Below are 20518 nucleotides of genomic sequence, written 5' to 3'. Positions count from 1 at the left end.
AGTCAGTATTTGAATTCGCCCCTCACGCGCGCTGCGCGAGTCGCCGCACGAAGCGATCGCCCACCAGTTGCACCGTAGTTACAATCGCAATCAGCAACACGATCACCGTCACCATCACCGTCGTATCGAAACGCTGATAGCCGTAGCGGATCGCAAGATCGCCGAGGCCGCCTGCGCCAACCGCACCGGCCATCGCCGAAGATCCGATCATCGCAACTACGGTGATCGTGAAGCCGCCCACGATGCCGGGCAGAGCTTCGGGCAACAGCACATGCCAGATGATATGCCTGCGTTGCGCGCCCATTGCCTGCGCTGCTTCTATCAGGCCGCGGTCCACTTCGCGCAGGCTCACTTCGGCTACGCGGGCGAGGAACGGAATCGCGGCAATGCTGAGCGGCACGATTGCCGCCCATACGCCGATAGTGGTGCCGATCAGCAAGCGCGTGAGGGGCAGCAGCGCGACCAGCAGAATGATGAACGGCGTCGAGCGAAACGCATTGACGAGCGCGCCGAGCGTGCTGTTCACCGCGCGCTTTTCGAAGATGCCGCCGCGTGTGGTCGTGACCAGCACCAGCGCCAACGGAATGCCCACCAGTGCTGCGATTACTGCGGACACGCCGACCATTACAACCGTATCGCGTATCGCCCCGACGAGTTCCGACAGCCAGAGATCAGACATAACCCAATACCTCGACGTGGTTAGCGTGGCCGCGCGCGCGTTCGACCAACGCGGCGACCTGCGCATGCACCGTGGCGCCTTTTTTCGCACGGACCTGCGCGGATACGATGAGGCGCCCTTGAGCATGCCCTTGAATGCGGTCGATCCCGCCATGCACGAAGCTCACGCCGCCTCCGTCGATGCTCAGCGCGGAAGTCAGACTGGCGAGGTCCGGGTCACGTGCATTGCCGCCAGTAAAGCGCACGTCGAGCAGAACGCGCGCGTCGGCTTGCGCGATCCCGGCAAGCGGCTTCACGCGATCGGCAAGATCCGCAGGCAAGTCGTGAACCAGCGTGCGCAGCAGCGCCCGCGTTGCATCGTGCTGCGGCTCGCCGAACACACGCCACACCGGGCCTGTTTCGACTACGCGGCCACGCTCGATCACGGCGACCGTATCGCACACCTCACGAATCACCTGCATTTCGTGCGTGATCAGAACGACGGTCAGGTTTAACCGACGGTTGATGTCGCGCAGCAGCGCGAGAATCGCTTGTGTCGTTTCCGGGTCGAGTGCGGATGTGGCTTCGTCGCACAGCAGAATGTCGGGGTCCGTGACGAGTGCGCGCGCAATGCCGACACGCTGCTTCTGTCCGCCGGACAAGCTCGCTGGATAAGCGTCGCGCTTTGCCGCGAGGCCGACGAGTTCGAGCAACGCATCGACCTTCCTGTCGATCGCCGCTTTCGGTACGCCGGCAATCTTCAACGGCAATGCAATGTTCTCGCGCACGGTCTTCGCGGAGAGCAGATTGAAGTGCTGAAACACCATGCCGATGCGACGGCGCAGCGTCACGAGTCCGCGTTCGTCGAGTTCGCCGACATTGATTCCATTCACGCGCACCGCGCCCGAACTCGGCTTTTCGAGTCCGTTCACGAGCCGCAGCAACGTGGACTTCCCTGCGCCGCTGCGACCGATAATGCCGAACACCTCGCCGCGCGCAACGTTCAACGTCACCTCTGCGAGCGCCGCGGTCGGGGCACCGCTGGACCCCGCGAACACTTTGCCGACGTGGTCGAATACAACGGCCGACTGCGCCGGCGCCGCGTTCGCACGATGATCGGCCGCGGCAGACGGTGCTTCTTCGATGAACTGCGGCACGTCGAAAAGATTAGCCATCGCTTCGTTCCTCTCAGGCTTCCACGGTTTGTTTGATGCCGCTTTGCGGCGCTCGCCGATGCTGTGCGCCGGCATGCACGTCCGGTAAACGCGCGCGGCCGCCGCCGAACAGCTTCTCTCGCAGCGTAGGCGCGGGATCGTAGTCTTCCTTGTAGACGCCGCGGTTCTGCAACTCCGGCACGACGAGGTCCACGAAGTCCTCGAACGATTCAGGCATCACCGTGCGTGTCAGATTGAAGCCGTCAACGCCCGCTTCGTCGATCCACGACACCAGTTCGTCCGCGATCTGCTGGGGCGAGCCCACCACCGGTTTTGCGCGACCGCCGAGCGTCATCTGTTCGAGTACTTTGCGCTTGGTCCAGACGCCGCTCACGCTCTTCTTCGAAATGGCTTCGACCGCCGATTGCATGGATTGCGTCTTTACATACGAGATCGGCTCATCCAGCTCGTATTGCGAAAAGTCGATACCTGTCGAGCTGGAGAAATGCGCGATGCCGCCTTCAGCGCTTGCATAGCGCCGGTACTCTTCGAACTTTTCCTGTGCGGCTCGTTCGGTTTCGCCGACCACCACGGTGATGCCCGCGAAGATCTTGATGTCGTCAGGCGAGCGCCCAAAGCTCACGGCTCGTGCGCGAATGTCGTCGACGATCGAACGCGTCAACTGCTTGTTCTGTCCGCCGACAAACACGCACTCCGCATGGCGCGCCGCAAAATCCACGCCGCGGCTCGACGATCCGGCCTGATACAACACGGGTGTGCGTTGCGGCGATGGCTCGCTCAAGTGAATCGCGTCGATCGAATAGAAAGGACCGTCGTGTTTCACGCGATGCACCTTGCCCGGTTGCGAGAAGATGCGTGAAGCGCGGTCGCGCACCACCGCGTCGTCTTCCCAGCTTTGTTCCCAGAGCTTGTAGACCACATCCATATAGTCGTCGGCACGGTCATAGCGGTCATCGTGACTGATCTGTTGCGCGAGACCCATGCCGCGAGCGGCGCTATCCAGATAGCCGGTGACGATATTCCAGCCGACCCGCCCTTTGGTCAGATGGTCGAGCGTCGACATGCGCCGCGCGAACAGATACGGCGGCTCATACGTCAGATTCGACGTCACGCCAAAACCGATATGACGCGTCACATTCGCCATCGCGGGCACGATCAGCGAGGGATCGTTGATTGGAATCTGCACGGCTTCGCGTAATGGCGTGTCCGGACCGCCCTGATACACGTCGTACACGCCGACAATATCCGCGAGAAAGATCCCGTCGAACTTGCCGCGTTCGAGCGTTTGCGCAAGACTCGTCCAGTAGTCGAGATCGGTGTAATGCGCCGAACGATCTCGTGGATGCGTCCACAAGCCGTGATTGATATGGCCCACTGCATTCATGTTGAATGCGTTCAACAGAATCTTCTTCTTCGGCATCGCGTCACTCCCGTTGTTTCTGATCAGCGCGGAATGCACCGCTTACCAGGCGACCGCGTACAGAGTGCCGAATGCTTTGTCGAGCGCGGCGCGCACAGCCGGCGAATGCTGATAGATCGAAATGAACTTGCGAATGCGCGGATCGTTCACGCTCTCCGGACGCACGACCCACTGAATTGCGTAGTTCTTGTTCTCCAGACCGTCGAACAGCAGCGCGCTATTCGGGTCCGTCGTACCCGCAAGCTTGATGAAGCTCGGATAGCCTTGTGCAAGATCGACATCGTCGAGCGAACGCGCCAGTTGCGATGCTTCCAGTTGAACGATCTTCAGATGCCGGGGGTTGTCGATAATGTCGAGCGTGGTTGCGCGATAGTCGATTCCGGGCGTCAGCTTGATGAGCCCCGCGCGTTGCAGCAGCAACAAGCCGCGCCCGCCATTGACGGGATCATTGGCAATCGCCACGGTCGCGCCGTCCTTCAACTCGTCGAAGCGTTTGATCTTCTTCGAGTACAGACCGATCTTCATGATCGTGCCAGGGGCAATTGCGACAAAGTTATAGCCGCCCTGCTTCTTCGCGTTCTCAAGAAACGGAATGTGCTGGAAGTAATTAACGTCGATATCCTTATTCGCGAGTGCGGCGTTCGGCGTGTTCCAGTCTGTGAATTCGATCACCTTCACGTCGAGCCCCTGCTCTTTCGCCTCGCGCACGGCTACTTTGAGTGCCTCGATTTGCGGACTCGTTGCCGTGCCGATTTTCAGTGTCGGCGCGTCCGCTGCGTATGCGTGCATTGCGGGCACAGCCAGTGTGAAGCCGAAGGCGCTGACAAGCGCGAGCGCCGGCGCGTGAAAAAAACGCCGCATGTTTGAAGCGAAATTGCGCATGGTGGACTCTAGTAGTCGATACGTGATGTGGTTCGCGGCGAGCCTGTTCGACAGCCCGCGTCATGGTGCGAATCATCATAGAGTCCACGATACCTACGGGTCTACGAACGGATTTTCGAATGGAAAGTGCTAAAAAAGATTTGCGCAGAAAAAAGCCGGACCGCGCTCATCGCGCGATCCGGCCTGTTTGCAGCACTCGAGTCCAGCCTCAGCAGTAAAACGTCTAGCGCCTGGCCACCTGCTCGGCAGGCGCCGCTGACGAAGCCGGCGTTGCAGCCGGTGCAGCGGAGCCGACTGCGGTGTCGGACGCAGCCACATCGCCCCAGCCGCCGCCGAGGGCGCGAATCAGGTTGACCGTCGCGACAGCCTGCGTGCCCTGCAAGTGGCTCGCCTGCAGTTGCGTACTCAACACCTGCCGCTCGCCGTCGATCACGTCCAGATAGCTGACCGCGCCTTCGGTGTACTGCGTGCGCGACAGACGCGCCGCGCGCTGCGAAGCCTGCACGGCATTGTTCTGCTCGCGCATCTGGTCGTCGAGCAGGCGCAGGTCGGCCAGGTTGTCCTCGACTTCGCGGAACGCGACCAGAACCTGCTGACGATACTGCGCGACGTCCTCGTCGTATTTCGCACGAGCCTGCGCGAGATTCGCCTTACGCCGGCCGCCGTCGAACAGAGGCAACGTCAATGCAGTGCCGGCAAACGGTCCGAGAATGAACGCGCGGCTCGACCACATGAACAGATTGCCCAAGGTTGCCGACTCATAGCCAAATGCGCCAGTGATATCGAGCTTCGGGAAAAACGCCGACTTCGCGAGACCGACACGCGCGTTTGCCGCCGCCATCGCGCGTTCGGCTGCCGACACGTCCGGCCGCCGTTCGAGCAGCGCCGAAGGCAAGCCCGGCGGCACGCGCGCCGCTACCGGCACGAGCGGCGCTTCTGCGAACGAGAAGTCTGCCGGCGGCTTGCCGAGCAGAATCGCGAGACTATGCTCTGACGCCGCGCGCTGACGTGCGACGCCCACGGCATCCGCACGCGCACTCGCAAGTTCGTTGCGGGCGCGAGAAACATCGAGCTCGCTGATGTCGCCTTCCTTGAAACGACGCTCGACGAGCTTCAACGTATCTTCACGCAATGCCACTGTGCGGCGGTACAAGTCCTGATCGGTATCGAGTTCGCGCAACTGGAAATAGTTTTGCGCGACGTCGGCCTGCAACGACAACTGCACCGAACGGAACAGCGCTTCGCTTTGCTGCTCGTCCGCACGCGACGCATTGACGTTAGAGCCGACACGCCCGAACAGATCCGCTTCATACGACGCGCCGACCTGCGCACGCCAGATGGTGCCGGTCGTGCCGCCCGCGCTATCCGGCTGGAATTGCGACGCTGCGGACGCACGTTCGCGAGTCGGGCCGAAGCCCGCATCGAACTTCGGGAACCAGTCCGATTTGGCTGCACGCGTCACCGCACGGGCCTGTTGCACGCGCGCTGCTGCCGCCTTCAGGTCCTGATTCGCGGCGGCTGCCTGCTCTTCGAGCGCGTCGAGTTGCGCGTCGCCGAAAATCTTCCACCATTCGCCGCGATGCGCGTCGTCGGCAGGTTGCGCCGTCTTCCACGTGCCGGCGTCCGGTGCCGATGCAGCGGAGGGCGCCGAAGCTTCCGTGGCCCCCGAAGCCGCTACCGGCGCTTCCTTGAACGCGGTGGGCGTATCCACTTCCGGCCGCTTATAGGTGGGCTCCACCGAGCAGGCGGCGAGCAGTGCAAGCAGCAAACCGCTGGCTGCTGCCCGGCCCCATCCACTCAAACTTTCAAAGCGTTTCATTGTTGTTTTCTCCTCAGGCGTCCGTGACCGGTGCGCCAATGCGCGGCGAATCCTTCTGCGCGACATGAATCGTCCCGCCGGCCAACGTACGCAGCACCACATAGAACACCGGCGTGAGCATCAGCCCGAACAGCGTGACACCGAGCATGCCGAAGAACACCGCGACACCCATTGCGTGACGCATTTCCGAACCAGCTCCGGTCGACAACACGAGCGGCACCACACCCATGATGAACGCGATCGACGTCATCAGAATCGGTCGCAGACGCAGCCGGCTCGCCTCAATCGCCGCCGACAATGGCGTATGTCCATCGTGTTCGAGTTCTCGGGCGAACTCCACGATCAGAATCGCGTTCTTCGCCGACAAGCCCACCAGCACCATCAAGCCGATCTGCGTGAAGATGTTGTTGTCGCCGCCCGTGAGCCACACGCCGGTCAGCGCAGACAGCACGCTCATCGGCACGATCAGGATCACGGCGAGCGGCAGCGTCAGGCTTTCGTACAGTGCGGCAAGCACGAGGAACACGAGCAACACGCTGATCGGGAACACCCACAGGCCCGCATTACCGGCGAGAATCTGCTGGTACGTGAGGTCGGTCCATTCGAGCTTGACGCCGCGCGGCAGAACTTCGGCTGCTACGCGCTCAGCCGCGGCTTGCGCCTGACCGGACGAGAATCCCGGCGCCGGTCCACCGTTGATGTCCGCTGCCGTATAGCCGTTGTAACGCACGACCATTTCCGGACCGAACGTCGGCGTGACCGACACGAGCGACGACAACGGCACCATGTCGCCCGCGGCATTGCGCGTCTTCAGTTGCAGGATGTCGTCGGCGCGTTGACGGAACGGCGCGTCTGCCTGCACCCGCACCTGATACACGCGGCCAAAACGGTTGAAGTCGTTCACATACAGCGAGCCCAGATAGATCTGCATCGTGTTGAACACGTCGGTAACCGGCACGCCGAGCTGCTTCGCCTTCACACGGTCGAGGTCCACGTTCAATTGCGGAACGTTGATCTGATAGCTGGAGAAGGTCGGGCCAAGTTCAGGCGTTTGCGCGGCCTTCTTCACGAATGCCTCTGCTGCCTTGTTCAGTTCCGCGTAACCGAGCGCACCGTGATCCTCCAGTTGCATCTTGAAACCGCCGAGCGTGCCGAGACCGAGCACAGGTGGCGGCGGAAACACCGCGACGAACGAGTCCTTGATCGCGCCATATTGCTGGTTCAACGCGCCGGCAATCGCACCCGCCGAGAGCTTCTTGTCGCCGCGCTCCTTGAACGGCTTGAGCGTGACGAACACAATGCCCGCGCTAGAACTGTTCGTGAAGCCGTTCACCGACAAACCCGGGAACGCCACTGCGCTTTCCACGCCCTTCTGCTTGAGCGCAATCGCGCTCATGTCGCGGATCACTTTTTCCGTACGATCCAGCGATGCGCCATTCGGCAACTGCGCGAACGCAATCAGGTACTCCTTGTCCTGCGCGGGCACGAAGCCGCCCGGCACGACACGCGAGATCAGCACCGTTGCACCGAGCAGAATCGCGTACACCGCGAGCATTGCACCCTTACGGCGCAGCACGCCGGTCACGCCGCGGCCGTATGCCGTCGAGCCGCGATGAAACACCTTGTTGAAGCCCTTGAAGAAGCGGCCCAGCACGCGGTTCATCACACGCGTCAGCAAGTCTTCCTTCGCACCGTGACCGCGCAGCAGCATGGCGGACAACGCCGGCGACAGCGTCAACGAGTTGAACGCCGAGATCACCGTCGAGATCGCGATGGTCATCGCGAACTGCTTGTAGAACTGACCCGTGAGGCCCGTCATGAACGCGAGCGGCACGAACACGGCGACGAGCGTGAGCGCGATGGCGATAATCGGCCCGCTCACTTCCTGCATCGCCTTGTAGGTTGCATCGCGCGCACTGAGACCGCTTTCGATATTCCGTTCGACGTTCTCCACCACCACGATCGCATCGTCCACCACGATCCCGATCGCGAGCACCATGCCGAACAACGACAACGCATTGATCGAGAAACCGAACGCAAGCAACAGCGAGAACGTACCGACAATGGACACCGGCACGGCGATCAACGGAATGATCGATGCACGCCACGTCTGCAGGAACACGATCACGACGATCACCACCAGCGCGATTGCTTCGAGCAGCGTATGCACGACCGCCTCGATACTCGAGCGCACGAACTGCGTCGGGTCGTAGACGATCTTGTATTCGACGCCCGCGGGCATGTCTTGCGCGAGGTCCTTCATCGCGGAGCGAACTTCGTCGGAAATCGCGAGCGAGTTCGCGCCTGGCGCCTGGTTGATTGCGAGCGCAACCGCCGGCTTGTTGTCGAGCAACGAACGCAGACCGTATTCCGACGCGGCCAGTTCGACACGGGCGATGTCACGCAGATAAGTCACGCCGCCATCGGGCGCGGTCTTCACGATGATGTCGCCGAATTCGCCCTCGGTCTTCAGACGGCCGCGCGCATTGACCGACAACTGCAATTGCGTGCCGGGCACCGAAGGCGATGCGCCGATCACACCGGCCGCCACCTGAATGTTCTGCTCGCGAATCGCGTTGACTACTTCGGTCGCCGTCAAACCGCGTTGCGCGACCTTCTGCGGATCGAGCCACACACGCATTGCGTAGTCGCCCGAGCCCCACAATTGAACCTCGCCGACGCCCTGAATACGCGCGAGCCGGTCCTTGACGTTCAGCAGCGCGTAGTTGCGCAGATACGTCATGTCGTAGCGGTTATTCGGCGAGATCAGGTGGACCACCATTGTCAGCGTGGGCGAACTCTTGATCGTCGTTACGCCGAGCCGTTGGACGTCTTCCGGCAAACGCGGCAGTGCCTGGTTCACGCGGTTCTGCACCAGTTGCGTTGCGAGGTCCGGGTTCGTGCCGAGCTTGAACGTGACCGTCAGCGTGAGATTGCCGTCGCTATTTGCTTGCGACTGCATATACAGCATGTTCTCGACGCCGTTGATCTGCTCTTCGAGCGGCGAAGCGACGGCTTCCGCGATCACTTTCGGATTTGCGCCAGGATACTGCGCGTGCACCACGACCGACGGCGGGACCACTTCGGGGTACTCGGAGATCGGCAGCTTGAAGAGCGAAATGACGCCCGCCAGCAGAACCAATACCGATAGCACGCCCGCAAAGATCGGCCGATCGATGAAGAATTTGGATATGTTCATTGGAAGCTCTTGATGTTGGAGCAAGCGGTTGGAGCAAGGCGCCGCGCGTTCAATGCCGCGGCGGCGACGCTCACGAATTCTTGTCCGCTTTGGCGCGCGTCTGTGCAAGCGGCGCGCTGTTCGGGTCCTGGTCGGTCGTCATGGGCACCATGTGCGCGCGCACTGCATCGCCCGGACGCACACGCTGAATGCCGTTGACGACGATCCGGTCGCCCGCTTTCAGTCCGCCCTTCACGACGCGCAGGTTGCCCTGCATATCGCCTACGGAAATCTCGCGGTACGCAACGTGATTGTTTTGATCGACCACCAGCACGAACTTCTTGTCCTGGTCGGTGCCCACGGCGGCGTCGTCGATCAGCAGCGCGGGGTGCGGCTCGCTGCCGCCCACTTTCACGCGTGCGTAGAGGCCCGGAATCAATGTGCCGTCCTGGTTATCGAAACGCGCGCGAACGCGAATCGTGCCCGACGACGTATCGAGCCGGTTGTCCACCGACTCGATAACGCCATTGCGGGAGTAGCCGCTTTCGTCGGCGAGACCGAGTTCGACCGGCACCTTGCCGCCGTCTTTTGCACGACGCAGGTATTGCAGATACGTTTGTTCGTCGGCGTCGAACGATGCGTAGATCGGCGAAACCGAGACGAGCGTGGTGAGCGGCGTCGAGCTCGCGCCCGCCGACACCACGTTGCCCACCGTGATTTCCGCACGCGACACACGGCCCGAAACCGGCGCAACAATCTTCGTGTAGCCGAGATTGATGCGCGCGGTTTCGAGCGCGGCTTGCGCGGCCTTCAGGTTCGCGCTCGCTTCGCGCGCGGCATTCTGCTTCTCGTCGTAGTCACGCTTCGCGATTGCGTTGTCGGTGATCAGGCGCTGCGCGCGCTCCCAGTCGCTTTGCGTGTAGCCGGTGCGCGCCTGCGCGGCCGCGAGCTGCGCTTCCGCTCGGGCCACTTCCGCCGCATACGGGCGCGGGTCGATCACGAACAGCGTGTCGCCTTTCTTCACGAGCGCGCCGTCCTTGAAGTTGACCGACACGATCGTGCCAGGCACCTGTGAACGGACGTCCACTTTTTCGACAGCTTCAAGGCGGCCCGAATAGCTCTGCCAGTCGGTAATCGTCTTTTGCACCACAGTGGCGACATCGACTTCCGGCACGATGGTCGGCGCGGCAGGCGAACTGGCGTCGACACGAATCGCGCCGAACGTGCCCAGTCCGGCTACGACGATCACGGCTAGCGCGGCTATCGCCACACGGCGACGGGAAAGAGGAAGAATGGTCATTTGAAGCTCCCGGTATCGTTGATTGAAGTTCTGCTTATTTGTGTTTCATCGATGGGCGCGCGCATCGAAGCGCCACTGAAAAAATCGCACCGCTTCCTGCAAGGCGGGCGGATGATCGGCCAACGCCGCATGCGAGACGGCCGGATAGCGGACCACCTGGGTCAGCACACCTGCGTCGATCAGGCTGCTCGCGTATTTCTCCGCCTCGACGTGCAGCACGTCGTTTTGCGCCGTCGCGATCAGCGTGGCCGGCAGGCCCGCGAGTCGCGACGATTCGAGCGGCGCCGCATACGGATGCATGCGTTGCGACGCTTGCGGCAAGTACGCGCGGTAACAAGCCGCGCACTCTCTCGCCGTGATGTCCGAGCCGAGGCGCTTTTCGTCGCCGAGGCGGGTGAGACTCGGGTCCAGCATCGGCCCGAACAAAGCCTGCGCGGCGATCTGCACGTCGCCGCGATCACGCGCGATGAACGCGAGGCAATTGGCCAATTGACCGCCGGCGTCATGGCCCGCTACGCCAACCTTTCTGCTATTGCCGCCAAAAGCGCGCGCCCGCGTCTGTACCCACAATGCCGCGCGATGCGCGTCTTCAGGCGCGGCGGGGAACGGAAACGCCGGCGCCAGCGAATAACCGACCGACACCACCAATGCCGGTAAATGTTCTGCGAAATAACGCGAGGCAAAGTCGGCTTGATCGATAGATCCCTTCGTAAAGCCGCCGCCGTGAAAATAAAGCAGTACTGGCAGTGCGGTTTTCTTTCCCTGCCGATACAAACGCAATGTGATGTCCTGAGCGTGCCCTTCTATCTGCACGTCAGTGACTTCGAGTGCCGTGCTGTCGGCCTCTACCGGTGCACTGCCGGTGGGCTCAAAGGAGTACGGCGGTTTAAATGCTTGCATGTCGAGCCGCGCAATGCGCAAAGAACTTCAATGGTGCGAATTGTGGGTTCGGCAGACTCGTAAATAAATGCCTATAATCCGGCAACACAATTCGGCGCCCCTGAACAATCCAACCGATTGCTCCGCGGATTCGAATCCTGATCAGTACGCCTGCCCCTTCTGGAGGTTTGCAATGGACCGGCTTCAGGCCATGCAAGTGTTCACACGCGTTGTCGACACCAACAGCTTTACCCGTGCGGCGGAAACGCTCGACCTGCCCCGCGCATCGGTTACCACGATCATTCAGAACCTCGAAGCGTTCCTCGGCACACGGCTCATGCACCGCACTACGCGGCGCCTGTCGCTCACGCCGGACGGCGCCGCTTATTACGAGCGCTGCGTGCGCATTCTCGCGGACGTCGAAGAGACCGAGGCCAGTTTTCAGAGCGGCAATAAAAAACCGCACGGCAAGCTGCGCATCGACATGCCCGGCTCGATCGGCCGCTTGCTGGTGATTCCTCAACTATGTGAATTCCACACGCGCTACCCGGACATCGACCTGCAACTCGGCTTGTCGGACAGACAGGTCGACCTTTTGCAGGAAGGCGTGGATTGCGTGGTGCGCGTCGGCGCACTCCAGGATTCTTCGCTCGTGGCGCGGCGTATTGGCCTATTCGAGGGCGTGACGTGCGCGGCCCCGGAATACATTGAACGGGCCGGCATGCCGACTTCGCTCGACGACCTGGAAAATCACAAAGCAGTCAATTATTTCTCCAGCCGTACGGGACGCACGCTCGACTGGGCGTTTATGGTTGATGGCAAAGAGGTTGAAGTAAAAATGAAGGGCATTGTGTCGGTGAACGACGCCGATGCCTACGTGACCTGCGGGCTGGAAGGTTTTGGCCTGATTCAGCCGGCTCGTTTCATGGTGCTGCCGCATCTGCGTTCAGGCCAACTGGTTGAAGTACTGCCAGAACTCAAGCCTTTGCCGATGCCGATTTCCGCAGTCTATCCGCACAGTCGGCATCTGTCGCCTAAAGTCCGTGTTTTCGTAGACTGGATCGCCGAAGTATTCGATCGCTGCCCCTTGCTGAGCGGCCGCGGTGCGCTCGATGCAACATGCTCGCAACGCACACTGGAAGAACGCGAATCGGCTCCGGCACTCGACACGCCGATTATTTCCGAATGGGTCGCGTAATTCAATTAGATTGAAGTACAAAATCTGGAACAGTGAATTCCAACCGCGGCGCTAATGCCGCGGTTGTTGTTTGAGCCCGTGTTTGTAGGGGTCGTCGCGCGATTGTTCCGAAATCGCGACAATTCATTTCGCGAAAGCGCGATTTATCGAGGCCGGCTCGAAGTCTACATTTCACCCTGTCGCAGCGCCCCTCGTGCTGCAAACGAATCGACAGGAGTGAATCATGAAACGCAATCTTCTCGCAGGTCTTGCTCTCTCGCTGCTCGCCAGCGCGCCGGTATTTGCACAAAGCAACGGCGGCGGCAACGGCATTGGCCACGCCGGTTCTTACCAGACTCAACCGACTTCGACGACGAGCGGAAAAACGCGCGCCGAAGTGCAGGCCGAGCTGGTTGCCGCATATCGTGACGGTTCGTTGCCCGCGCTCAATCGCACGAGCTACCCGAACAAAGGTCTGATCGGCCAGACGCAGGCCGCGCGCATCGCGTTGCAGGAAGGCACGAGCGGCGACGTCACTCGTGTCGCGAATGGCCAGTAACGGGCAATAAGCAAAGCACGAGCGGAGCAACAAGCGGGGCATTGAGCAAAAAGGAAAGTAAACGCCAGAATCGTTAGTTTTCCGGAATAAATGCGAATCGCCACGCTAGCTTTCCAGTTTTCATAAAGGAGCACATCATGACACCTTCGGAACTCGATCATTGGGATACGGACGCCGCCGTCTGGACACCGTTTCGCGCACCACAACATTGATTGTCGCGCGCCATTGCAGTGCGGGCCGCATGAAGCGGCCCGCACACAATTAGCTGGTTAGCGTTTGGGCACGCCCTCGCGCCATTCGCTCCAGTGCGTGACAATGTCCTGAACGAGCGGATTACCCGAGCGGTACAGATTTTCGAGAGCAATCGTGAAGCCGCCTTGCGCGGAGTAGTTCAGCAGGTTGTCGGCGCTGGTCTGTCCGTCGTACGGACGGTCGAAATCAGAGCCCGCACGCACCACGGCAACGCGGTTCAAATCGACCTTGTGCACCGAAGCCGCGCGTTTTAGCGCTTCGTACGTGGCATTGTCTTCCTGCTGCGTGGTGCAATACACGCCTTTTTGATCCGTCAGGATCTTGGTCCAGTCGCGAGCCCGTTGCCCGAGCAGCGTGCCCGACCACCACGTATCGCCGGCGAGCGTATCGCATTGAATGACGGTCGGCGGACGATTAGCCGGCGCGTATGAATACTTCGCCCGCGCGGCCTGCGCCTGCGCGTTGTCCGAAAGCACCACATTGCGCGACAGGGCGAATGCGGTATCGGCGAGTTGCGTATTGAGCTGGAACACTTCGGTCCGGTAATCGAGCGGCGGCTTTTCCGACGGGCTCTTTGTGTTGATGCCGAGATAGCCAGTATTCCAGCCGGCCGGAATCTCGCGCCCGTCGATTTCCCATTGAATGCCGAAGTCGACGAGATATTTGGCCCACGCAGCGGAGCCGACCGTGCCCTGTTGAGGATCGATGCCGGCAATACCCGCCACCATGAAATACGTGTGCCGCAAATCGAATCGCGGTGAGAACGTCAATGCCATGATCGACGCGGCGGCGTTCGTGTGACCCATGCCGGTCGTCATTACGCATACGTCCTGGCGGTTGCAATGTACCGCCGGGTAATCGGGTGACAAGCCGTCTACCGGAATATCGCGCCATGGCCCGAGCTTATCGAGCCACACCTGGCCCTCCGGACCGAACATCGAAATAATCATCACCTTGACTGGCCGCCCGCGCGAGCCGCCGCCGTCATGCGAGAAAGTGTCGTTATCGTCCGCGCTTGCCGGCCCGGAAGTAAAGGCTGTGCATGCCGCGAGTGCAATGACCGAGAGAGCGTTAAACGTGCGAGTCAGCATCGTGATCTTCCTTTTGCTTGTGATGCAGTTTGGGAGAGTGCCGCCTTCAAGCCGAAAGAAGTATAGATGCGAAGAAATTATTTTCCACTACATGAAGTGTCGATTGCGTAACTCACGCAAAGCCCTACGCGAGTTACGTGTGCGGAAAAAAGATGGTTAGACGCGCGGCACGTCTGGTTCAAAAAATACCCAGCGCACCTGCGGAAATGCGGCTTGCAGATCTGCCTCGATCACGTTGATCGCGTCGACCAGCGCGCGGCCGCTCGCGTAGTCGATCATCTCAGCCTGCACGGCGACCACCACATGACGTCCCCATTGCAGGGTAATCATGTTGATGATGCTGCGAATCTCACCGCGGGCGCGCAAATGCGCCTCGATTGCGCGGCGCACTTCAGGGCTTGCCGATTCGCCGACGATCATTGACTTCACCTCGCGCGCCACGAGGCCGGCAATCACCATCAGCAGCAAACCAACGGCGATGGAACCCAACGCGTCATAGACAGGATTGCCGGTCACCAAAGTGAGCAGCACGGCCACGAAGGCCATTCCCAGGCCGGCCAGCGCGGCAATATCCTCGCCCGCGACCACCAGCAACTCAGACTCGCGCGTTTCCCGGAACCAACGCCAAAGCGATTTCTCGGGGTGCACCTTGCGGATCTCCCTCATCGCGCCCCACAGCGAGAACGCCTCCAGCACCACGGAGACGCCGAGCACTACGAGCGCGACATACGCATACTGCAGAGGCTCGCGCGCGACCAGGCGATGCACGCCTTCGTACACTGAGAATGCGCCGCCGACAAAGAACAGCAGCAGCGCGACCAGCAGCGAATAAAAGTTGATCTCGCGCCCGCCGCCCATCGGATGCAAAGGGCTTGCGGGCCGACGCGCCTGGCGCAGGCCGAAAAGCAGCAGCAGTTGATTACCGCAGTCGGCGGTGGAGTGAATAGCTTCGGCGAACATCGAACCGGAGCCGGTGAACGACGCAGCGGCGAACTTGCAGACGGCAATGCCAAAGTTGGCGGCAAGCGCATAAATAATGGCTTTCGGCGATTCTTCTTTCATCGTCGTGGAGGGCGTTAGTTGATTTTCAAAAGGCTTTCACTTGCCGGGAATCCGTATTATGGACATGCCGGGCAGCGTGCGTCCAACCGCGGTGCTATGCGCACCGCGTGCGTGGACCTTTGGCCAGCCTTTCTTTACCGCTTCCTCCACGCAATGCTCATGCCCTCTCGAGCGCAGCCATTTCCCGAACAATCACCAGCAGCATCGACAGGCTCGCTCCGCCAGTGGCCCTCAGGTCGGCAAGCAGGCGCGCATAACGCTCCAGTTGCGTGGCGCGCTTGTCGCGCCACGCCTGAACCAGCGCGTCCGGCGTGGCCGCGTCGTCGGCGCTGGCAAGCGCGCTCATCGTGAGCGCGCGTTTGAGTCGCGCAAGTTCGGCCAATGCGGACGCGCGCGCCAGCATGTCCCAGTGCGACTGGGCGGGCAGCGCAGCCGCGCGTTCGCTGATCCAGTTGTAGTTGAGCAGCGTGCCGAGCGCGAAGTACACACCCGCCACCAGTTCGAGCTTGCGCTTGCACGTGGACGCCACTTCTGCGATGTCGAGCAGCGCGGCCGAAATTTCGCCGCTCGCAATGCGCACCGCGAGTTCGCTATCAACGCCGGCGTCGACCAGCACACGCTGGCGTTCGGATAGCGCTTCGAGATCGGCAGCCGGCAGCAAAGCGGGCCACTGTGGCGCGAGACGCTGCGCGGCGTCGCGGCAACGCGCGAGCAGACCGGTCACGTCGTCGCTGTTCACGCCCGGCGACGACAGATGCCGCAGGAACCACAACGCCGATCGTTCGACGAGCCGCGCGACCTCGACGAACATGCGAGCCTGCACGTCGTCGGCGACGCGGTTATCCAGCGCGTCGATGCTGCGCCACACATCGTCGAGATCGAAGACATCGCGAGCCATGATGCAGGCCCGCACGATGTCGCCGGGTTGCGCATCGGTTTCCTCCATCAGCCGATGCACGAACTCGCAGCCCACGCGGTTCACCAACGCGTTGGTTAGATGAGTCGCAAGGATTTCGCGGCGCAGAGGATGACGCTGCATCGGCTCGCTGAAGCGCTGGCGCAAAGGCCTCGGAAAATATTCGATCAACATGTCGCTGACGAGCGGGTCTTCGGGCACCGAAGAATCGAGTAGCGCGTCGTACAGCCACATCTTGCTGTACGCGAGCAGCACCGCGCGCTCCGGCGTGGTGAGCCCTTGTTTCGCGGCCTGCCGCTCGGCCACTTCTTCGTCGTTCGGCAGAAACTCGATCGCGCGATTCAGGCGGCCGGCGCGTTCCAGATAGCGCATGAGGCGCGTTTCAGCGTCGAGCAGTTCGACACCATAACGGCCTGCAATGGAAAGCGCCTGAGTCTGGTAGTAGTTGTCCGTCAACACGAGCAGGCCGACTTCGTCGGTCATTTCCGCAAGCAACGCGTTGCGTTGCTTGGCGGTCATCTCGCCGTCGGCCACCACGAGTCCCAGCAGAATCTTGATGTTGACTTCATGGTCGGAACAGTCGACACCTGCCGAGTTGTCTATTGCATCGGTATTGATGCGGCCGCCGCGCTGCGCGAACTCGATACGGCCGAGTTGCGTGAGCCCCAGGTTGCCGCCTTCGGCTACGACCTTGCAGCGCAAGTCCGCGCCGTTCACCCGGATCGCATCGTTCGCGCGATCGCCAACCTGCAGGTGCGTTTCACGTGAGGCCTTCACATACGTGCCTATGCCGCCGTTGTAGAGCAGGTCGACGGGCGCTTGCAGAATCGCGCGCATCAGTTCGGCCGGCGAGAGCGCCGCTGCGCTGATGCCGAGTACCGATTGCACGGCCGGCGAAAGGGCAATGGTCTTGGCCGTGCGCGGAAACACGCCGCCGCCCGCTGAAATCAGCGAAGGGTCGTAGTCGGCCCAACTCGATCGATCGAGAAGAAAGAGACGTCCGCGCTCGGCAATACTGGCTGCCGGATCGGGATTCGGGTCGAGGAAAATATGCCGATGATCGAACGCGGCCACGAGCCTGATATGCGGCGACAACAGCATGCCATTGCCGAACACGTCGCCGGACATATCGCCGATACCGACCACCGTGAAGTCCATCGTCTGCGTATCGACGCCCATTTCGCGGAAATGCCGCTTGACGGACTCCCAGGCGCCGCGCGCCGTGATCGCCATTTTCTTGTGGTCGTAGCCGACCGAGCCGCCCGACGCAAACGCGTCGTCGAGCCAGAAACCGTATTCCTGCGAGATCGCGTTCGCGTAGTCGGAAAACGTAGCCGTGCCTTTGTCCGCGGCGACCACCAGATACGGATCGTCGGGGTCGTGCCGCACTACGTCGCGCGGCGGCACGACCGTCGTGCCCGCGAGATTGTCGGTCAGATCGAGCAAACCGCGCAGGAATGTTTGATAGCACGCAATGCCTTCGCGCATCCATGCATCGCGTTCCGATTGCGGCGGCGGGTTCTTCACGACGAAGCCGCCTTTCGAGCCGACCGGCACGATCACGACGTTCTTCACCATTTGCGCCTTCATCAGACCCAGCACTTCAGTGCGGAAATCCTCGCGACGGTCCGACCAGCGCAAGCCGCCGCGCGCCACACGTCCACCGCGCAAATGCACCCCTTCGACGCGCGGCGAGTAGACCCATATCTCGAACATCGGCTTGGGCTCCGGCAAGCCGGGCACCTGCGCCGGATTGAACTTGAACGATAGATACGGCTTCGGCTGTCCGTCAGCATCGAAGACGTAATAGTTGGTGCGCTGCGTGGCCTTGATGACGCCGAGAAACTGCCGCAGTATCCGATCCTCGTCGAGATTGGGCACCTGGTCGAGCGCGCTGTCGATCGTCTTCAGCAAATTCTCCACGCGCGTCTCACGTGTGCCGGCCAATGACGGGTCGAAGCGCGCGATGAAGAGTTCGACCAGCATGCGCGCAATCGCGGGATTGCCGGTCACCGCGCGTTCGATATACGCATCGCTGAAAGTCGAGCCCACCTGACGCAGATACTTTGCGTACGCACGCAGTATCGTCACTTCGCGCGCGCTCAATTGCGCGCGTAGAACGAGGCGGTTGAAGTCGTCGCTTTCTATCGCGCCGGTCCACACCTGCTCGAACGCATCTTCGAAAAGATCTTTCACGCGCTCGATATCGAACTCGGCGTCGTCGACCACTTCGAGCCCGAAGTCGTGAATCCACGCCGGTGTCGCGCCCAGCGCTTCGATCAGATACGGCCGCTCTTCATCGACACGCACGCCCAGGTGTTCGAGCATCGGCAAACTGCGCGACAACGCGATCGGCATTCCCGCTCGATAGACCTTGAAGCGGAATGCGCGCGGCCCGGCTTCGATTGGACGATACAGGTTCATCGCGAGGCGCTCGCTGCCCTGCACGCGCTCGATCAGTTCGATGTCGCGCACCGCCGTGCGCGCGGCGTAGTCGTCGCGATATCCCGGCGGAAACGAATCCGCGTAGTGCTGCAGCAGACGATTGCCCTGCTCTTCACCGAACGCGTCGAGCAGCGCATCGGCGAGATCGTCCTGCCAGCGGCGCGACACCTGCACGAGACGTGCTTCGAGTTCGCGCGTATCGACATCGGGCATGCCGCCCGGCTTTGCGTGCACGACGAAGTGAATGCGCGCAAGCGTCGATTCGGAAAGCAGCGGCGTGAACTCGACGCTCGCTCCGTTGAATGCTTCAGTAAGCAGATTGGCGATACGTTGCCGCAAATCGGTGTTGTACTTGTCACGCGGCACGAACACGAGACACGACACGAAGCGGTCGAAGCGGTCGCGCCGCACAAACAGGCGCGTGCGCTGATGCTCCTGCAAACGGAGCACGCCGAGCGCGATATCGTAGAGCTGGTTCTCGTCGGCCTGGAACAGTTCGTCGCGCGGATACGTTTCCAGCACCGTCACGAGCGATTTCGCCAGATGACCTTTCGGCAAGAATCCGGCGCGCCTCACGATGTTCGCGCACTTGCGCCGAACGATCGGAATCTCGGCCGCCGACACAAAATACGCGGTCGACGTATAGAGGCCGATGAAGCGCCGCTCGCCGACCACCTTGCCGTCAGCACCCGCGAGTTTGATGCCTACGTAATCCAGATATCCGGGCCGATGCACGGTTGCCCGCGAATTGGCCTTGGTCAGGAAAATCGGCGAGGCGCTCGAAATGATTTCGGCAGCCGCCGGCGGTAAGACCGTCACCTCTGGCGACGCTGCGGCTCCATCCGTTGCACGCAGTTCATCGCGCATGATGCCGAGGCCCGAGCCGGGCACCGCTCGCAGTCCGTAGCCCGTGCCCTGCTGCACGAGTTCGTAATCGCGGTGGCCGAGAAAGGTGAAATGGTCGGCGACCATCCATTCGAGAAACGCGCGAGCTTCCATCGCATCCGGCCCGCTCTCGCCGACTTTCATGGCCTTGATCGTGACGCGTGCGAGTTCCACTATCTTCGGCCAGTCTTCGACCGCGGCGCGCACGTCGCGCAGCACTTTCGCGATGTCGTCGCGCAGCGCGTCCAGTTTCGCCGCGTCGCCGCAACGGTCGACTTCGAAGTGAATGAACGAAGCCAATTGCGAGCGCGTGTCGGCAGCTTCTTCCGAGCCCTGCGTCACACGCGCGATGTCGCCGTCGGGTCCACGCCAGATGCGAAACACCGGATGCACGACCGAATGCAGCGCGAGCCCTTGCCGATTGACCGCCATCGAAACGGAGTCGACCAGAAACGGCATATCGTCGTTGACGATTTCTATTACCGTGTGATCGGAGTGCCAGCCATGCTGCTCGAGAATCGGGTTGTAGACGCGCAGCCTTTCCCTGCCGGGCACAAAGCGTTGCGCGGTCTGCCAGTGGGCAAGCGCGGCGCCGTACAGATCGGGAATGGAGCGGCTTTGCAGATCGTCGACGTCGACGAAATCGTAGTAGTGCCGCAGAAAGGGCTCGACGATGTGAAACGTCGGCTCGGGCAAGCGCGCTCGTGCAAACTCGACGACATCGTTCAGCAAGTGCGTGACGGCTTCTTCGTTCTTTGCTTGCATGATGAACTCCCCGGCTGTCGGCAGTGGCGGGTATCGCCCGGATCGCATGCATCGTC

The 20518-nt window shown here is 61.4% G+C and carries 13 protein-coding genes; 2 read left to right on the top strand and 11 right to left on the bottom strand.

Annotated features, from left to right (window positions below):
* Positions 1-22: 22 nt before the first annotated feature.
* From H281_RS0116470 to H281_RS0116435, 8 genes are all read right to left on the bottom strand, one after another.
* A complete protein-coding gene (locus H281_RS0116470) occupies positions 23-679 on the bottom strand; it encodes a methionine ABC transporter permease (RefSeq protein WP_020068235.1) in 657 nt (218 codons plus the stop codon).
* Positions 672-1832, bottom strand: coding sequence for a methionine ABC transporter ATP-binding protein (locus tag H281_RS0116465; RefSeq protein WP_020068234.1), 1161 nt, complete (start codon positions 1830-1832; stop codon positions 672-674). The genes H281_RS0116470 and H281_RS0116465 overlap by 8 nt, the downstream gene beginning before the upstream one ends.
* 13 nt (positions 1833-1845) lie before the next feature.
* Complete coding sequence (locus H281_RS0116460; RefSeq protein ID WP_020068233.1) at positions 1846-3252, bottom strand: LLM class flavin-dependent oxidoreductase; 1407 nt, start codon at positions 3250-3252, stop codon at positions 1846-1848.
* A 42-nt stretch (positions 3253-3294) separates the two neighbouring features.
* The gene (locus H281_RS0116455) at positions 3295-4134 is read right to left on the bottom strand and encodes a MetQ/NlpA family ABC transporter substrate-binding protein (protein WP_020068232.1); all 840 of its coding nucleotides are present in this window, start codon (positions 4132-4134) and stop codon (positions 3295-3297) included.
* 223 nt (positions 4135-4357) lie between these two features.
* Positions 4358-5953 (bottom strand): efflux transporter outer membrane subunit, encoded by a 1596-nt coding sequence (locus tag H281_RS0116450; protein ID WP_020068231.1) that lies wholly within the window; start codon positions 5951-5953, stop codon positions 4358-4360.
* Between the two features lie 13 nt (positions 5954-5966).
* Positions 5967-9152 carry an efflux RND transporter permease subunit gene (locus H281_RS0116445; protein ID WP_020068230.1) on the bottom strand — a complete coding sequence of 1062 codons (3186 nt, stop codon included), beginning with the start codon at positions 9150-9152 and terminating at the stop codon, positions 5967-5969.
* A 70-nt stretch (positions 9153-9222) separates the two neighbouring features.
* Positions 9223-10431, bottom strand: a complete 1209-nt coding sequence (locus tag H281_RS0116440) for an efflux RND transporter periplasmic adaptor subunit (protein ID WP_020068229.1) — start codon at positions 10429-10431, stop codon at positions 9223-9225.
* 45 nt (positions 10432-10476) lie between these two features.
* Complete coding sequence (locus tag H281_RS0116435) at positions 10477-11331, bottom strand: alpha/beta hydrolase (protein WP_027777587.1); 855 nt, start codon at positions 11329-11331, stop codon at positions 10477-10479.
* A gap of 172 nt (positions 11332-11503) precedes the next feature.
* On the opposite strand from H281_RS0116435, the gene H281_RS0116430 reads away from it, so the two are divergent.
* A complete protein-coding gene (locus tag H281_RS0116430; protein WP_020068227.1) occupies positions 11504-12508 on the top strand; it encodes a LysR family transcriptional regulator in 1005 nt (334 codons plus the stop codon).
* 223 nt (positions 12509-12731) lie between these two features.
* Positions 12732-13046, top strand: coding sequence for a DUF4148 domain-containing protein (locus H281_RS0116425; RefSeq protein WP_020068226.1), 315 nt, complete (start codon positions 12732-12734; stop codon positions 13044-13046).
* Between the two features lie 269 nt (positions 13047-13315).
* On the opposite strand, the gene H281_RS0116420 is transcribed toward H281_RS0116425, so the two are convergent.
* From H281_RS0116420 to H281_RS0116410, 3 genes are all read right to left on the bottom strand, one after another.
* A complete protein-coding gene (locus H281_RS0116420) occupies positions 13316-14389 on the bottom strand; it encodes a purine-nucleoside phosphorylase (RefSeq protein WP_020068225.1) in 1074 nt (357 codons plus the stop codon).
* A 156-nt stretch (positions 14390-14545) separates the two neighbouring features.
* Positions 14546-15451: a cation diffusion facilitator family transporter gene (locus H281_RS0116415; protein ID WP_020068224.1), complete on the bottom strand. Its 906-nt coding sequence runs from the start codon at positions 15449-15451 to the stop codon at positions 14546-14548.
* 157 nt (positions 15452-15608) lie between these two features.
* Positions 15609-20462 carry an NAD-glutamate dehydrogenase gene (locus H281_RS0116410; protein ID WP_020068223.1) on the bottom strand — a complete coding sequence of 1618 codons (4854 nt, stop codon included), beginning with the start codon at positions 20460-20462 and terminating at the stop codon, positions 15609-15611.
* Positions 20463-20518 lie beyond the last annotated feature (56 nt).

This window comes from Paraburkholderia caledonica, from assembly GCF_000383275.1.
Classification (GTDB): domain Bacteria; phylum Pseudomonadota; class Gammaproteobacteria; order Burkholderiales; family Burkholderiaceae; genus Paraburkholderia; species Paraburkholderia caledonica.
This window is presented reverse-complemented; position numbering and strand designations above follow the sequence as displayed.

Excerpts from the sequence above, each read along its gene's own strand:
- H281_RS0116455 (WP_020068232.1), bottom strand. The coding sequence starts at position 4,134 with ATGCGCAATTTCGCTTCAAACATGCGGCGTTTTTTTCACGCGCCGGCG.
- H281_RS0116435 (WP_027777587.1), bottom strand. The coding sequence starts at position 11,331 with ATGCAAGCATTTAAACCGCCGTACTCCTTTGAGCCCACCGGCAGTGCA.
- H281_RS0116430 (WP_020068227.1), top strand. The coding sequence starts at position 11,504 with ATGGACCGGCTTCAGGCCATGCAAGTGTTCACACGCGTTGTCGACACC.
- H281_RS0116470 (WP_020068235.1), bottom strand. The coding sequence starts at position 679 with ATGTCTGATCTCTGGCTGTCGGAACTCGTCGGGGCGATACGCGATACG.
- H281_RS0116425 (WP_020068226.1), top strand. The coding sequence starts at position 12,732 with ATGAAACGCAATCTTCTCGCAGGTCTTGCTCTCTCGCTGCTCGCCAGC.
- H281_RS0116420 (WP_020068225.1), bottom strand. The coding sequence starts at position 14,389 with ATGCTGACTCGCACGTTTAACGCTCTCTCGGTCATTGCACTCGCGGCA.
- H281_RS0116450 (WP_020068231.1), bottom strand. The coding sequence starts at position 5,953 with ATGAAACGCTTTGAAAGTTTGAGTGGATGGGGCCGGGCAGCAGCCAGC.
- H281_RS0116415 (WP_020068224.1), bottom strand. The coding sequence starts at position 15,451 with ATGAAAGAAGAATCGCCGAAAGCCATTATTTATGCGCTTGCCGCCAAC.
- H281_RS0116465 (WP_020068234.1), bottom strand. The coding sequence starts at position 1,832 with ATGGCTAATCTTTTCGACGTGCCGCAGTTCATCGAAGAAGCACCGTCT.
- H281_RS0116445 (WP_020068230.1), bottom strand. The coding sequence starts at position 9,152 with ATGAACATATCCAAATTCTTCATCGATCGGCCGATCTTTGCGGGCGTG.
- H281_RS0116460 (WP_020068233.1), bottom strand. The coding sequence starts at position 3,252 with ATGCCGAAGAAGAAGATTCTGTTGAACGCATTCAACATGAATGCAGTG.
- H281_RS0116410 (WP_020068223.1), bottom strand. The coding sequence starts at position 20,462 with ATGCAAGCAAAGAACGAAGAAGCCGTCACGCACTTGCTGAACGATGTC.
- H281_RS0116440 (WP_020068229.1), bottom strand. The coding sequence starts at position 10,431 with ATGACCATTCTTCCTCTTTCCCGTCGCCGTGTGGCGATAGCCGCGCTA.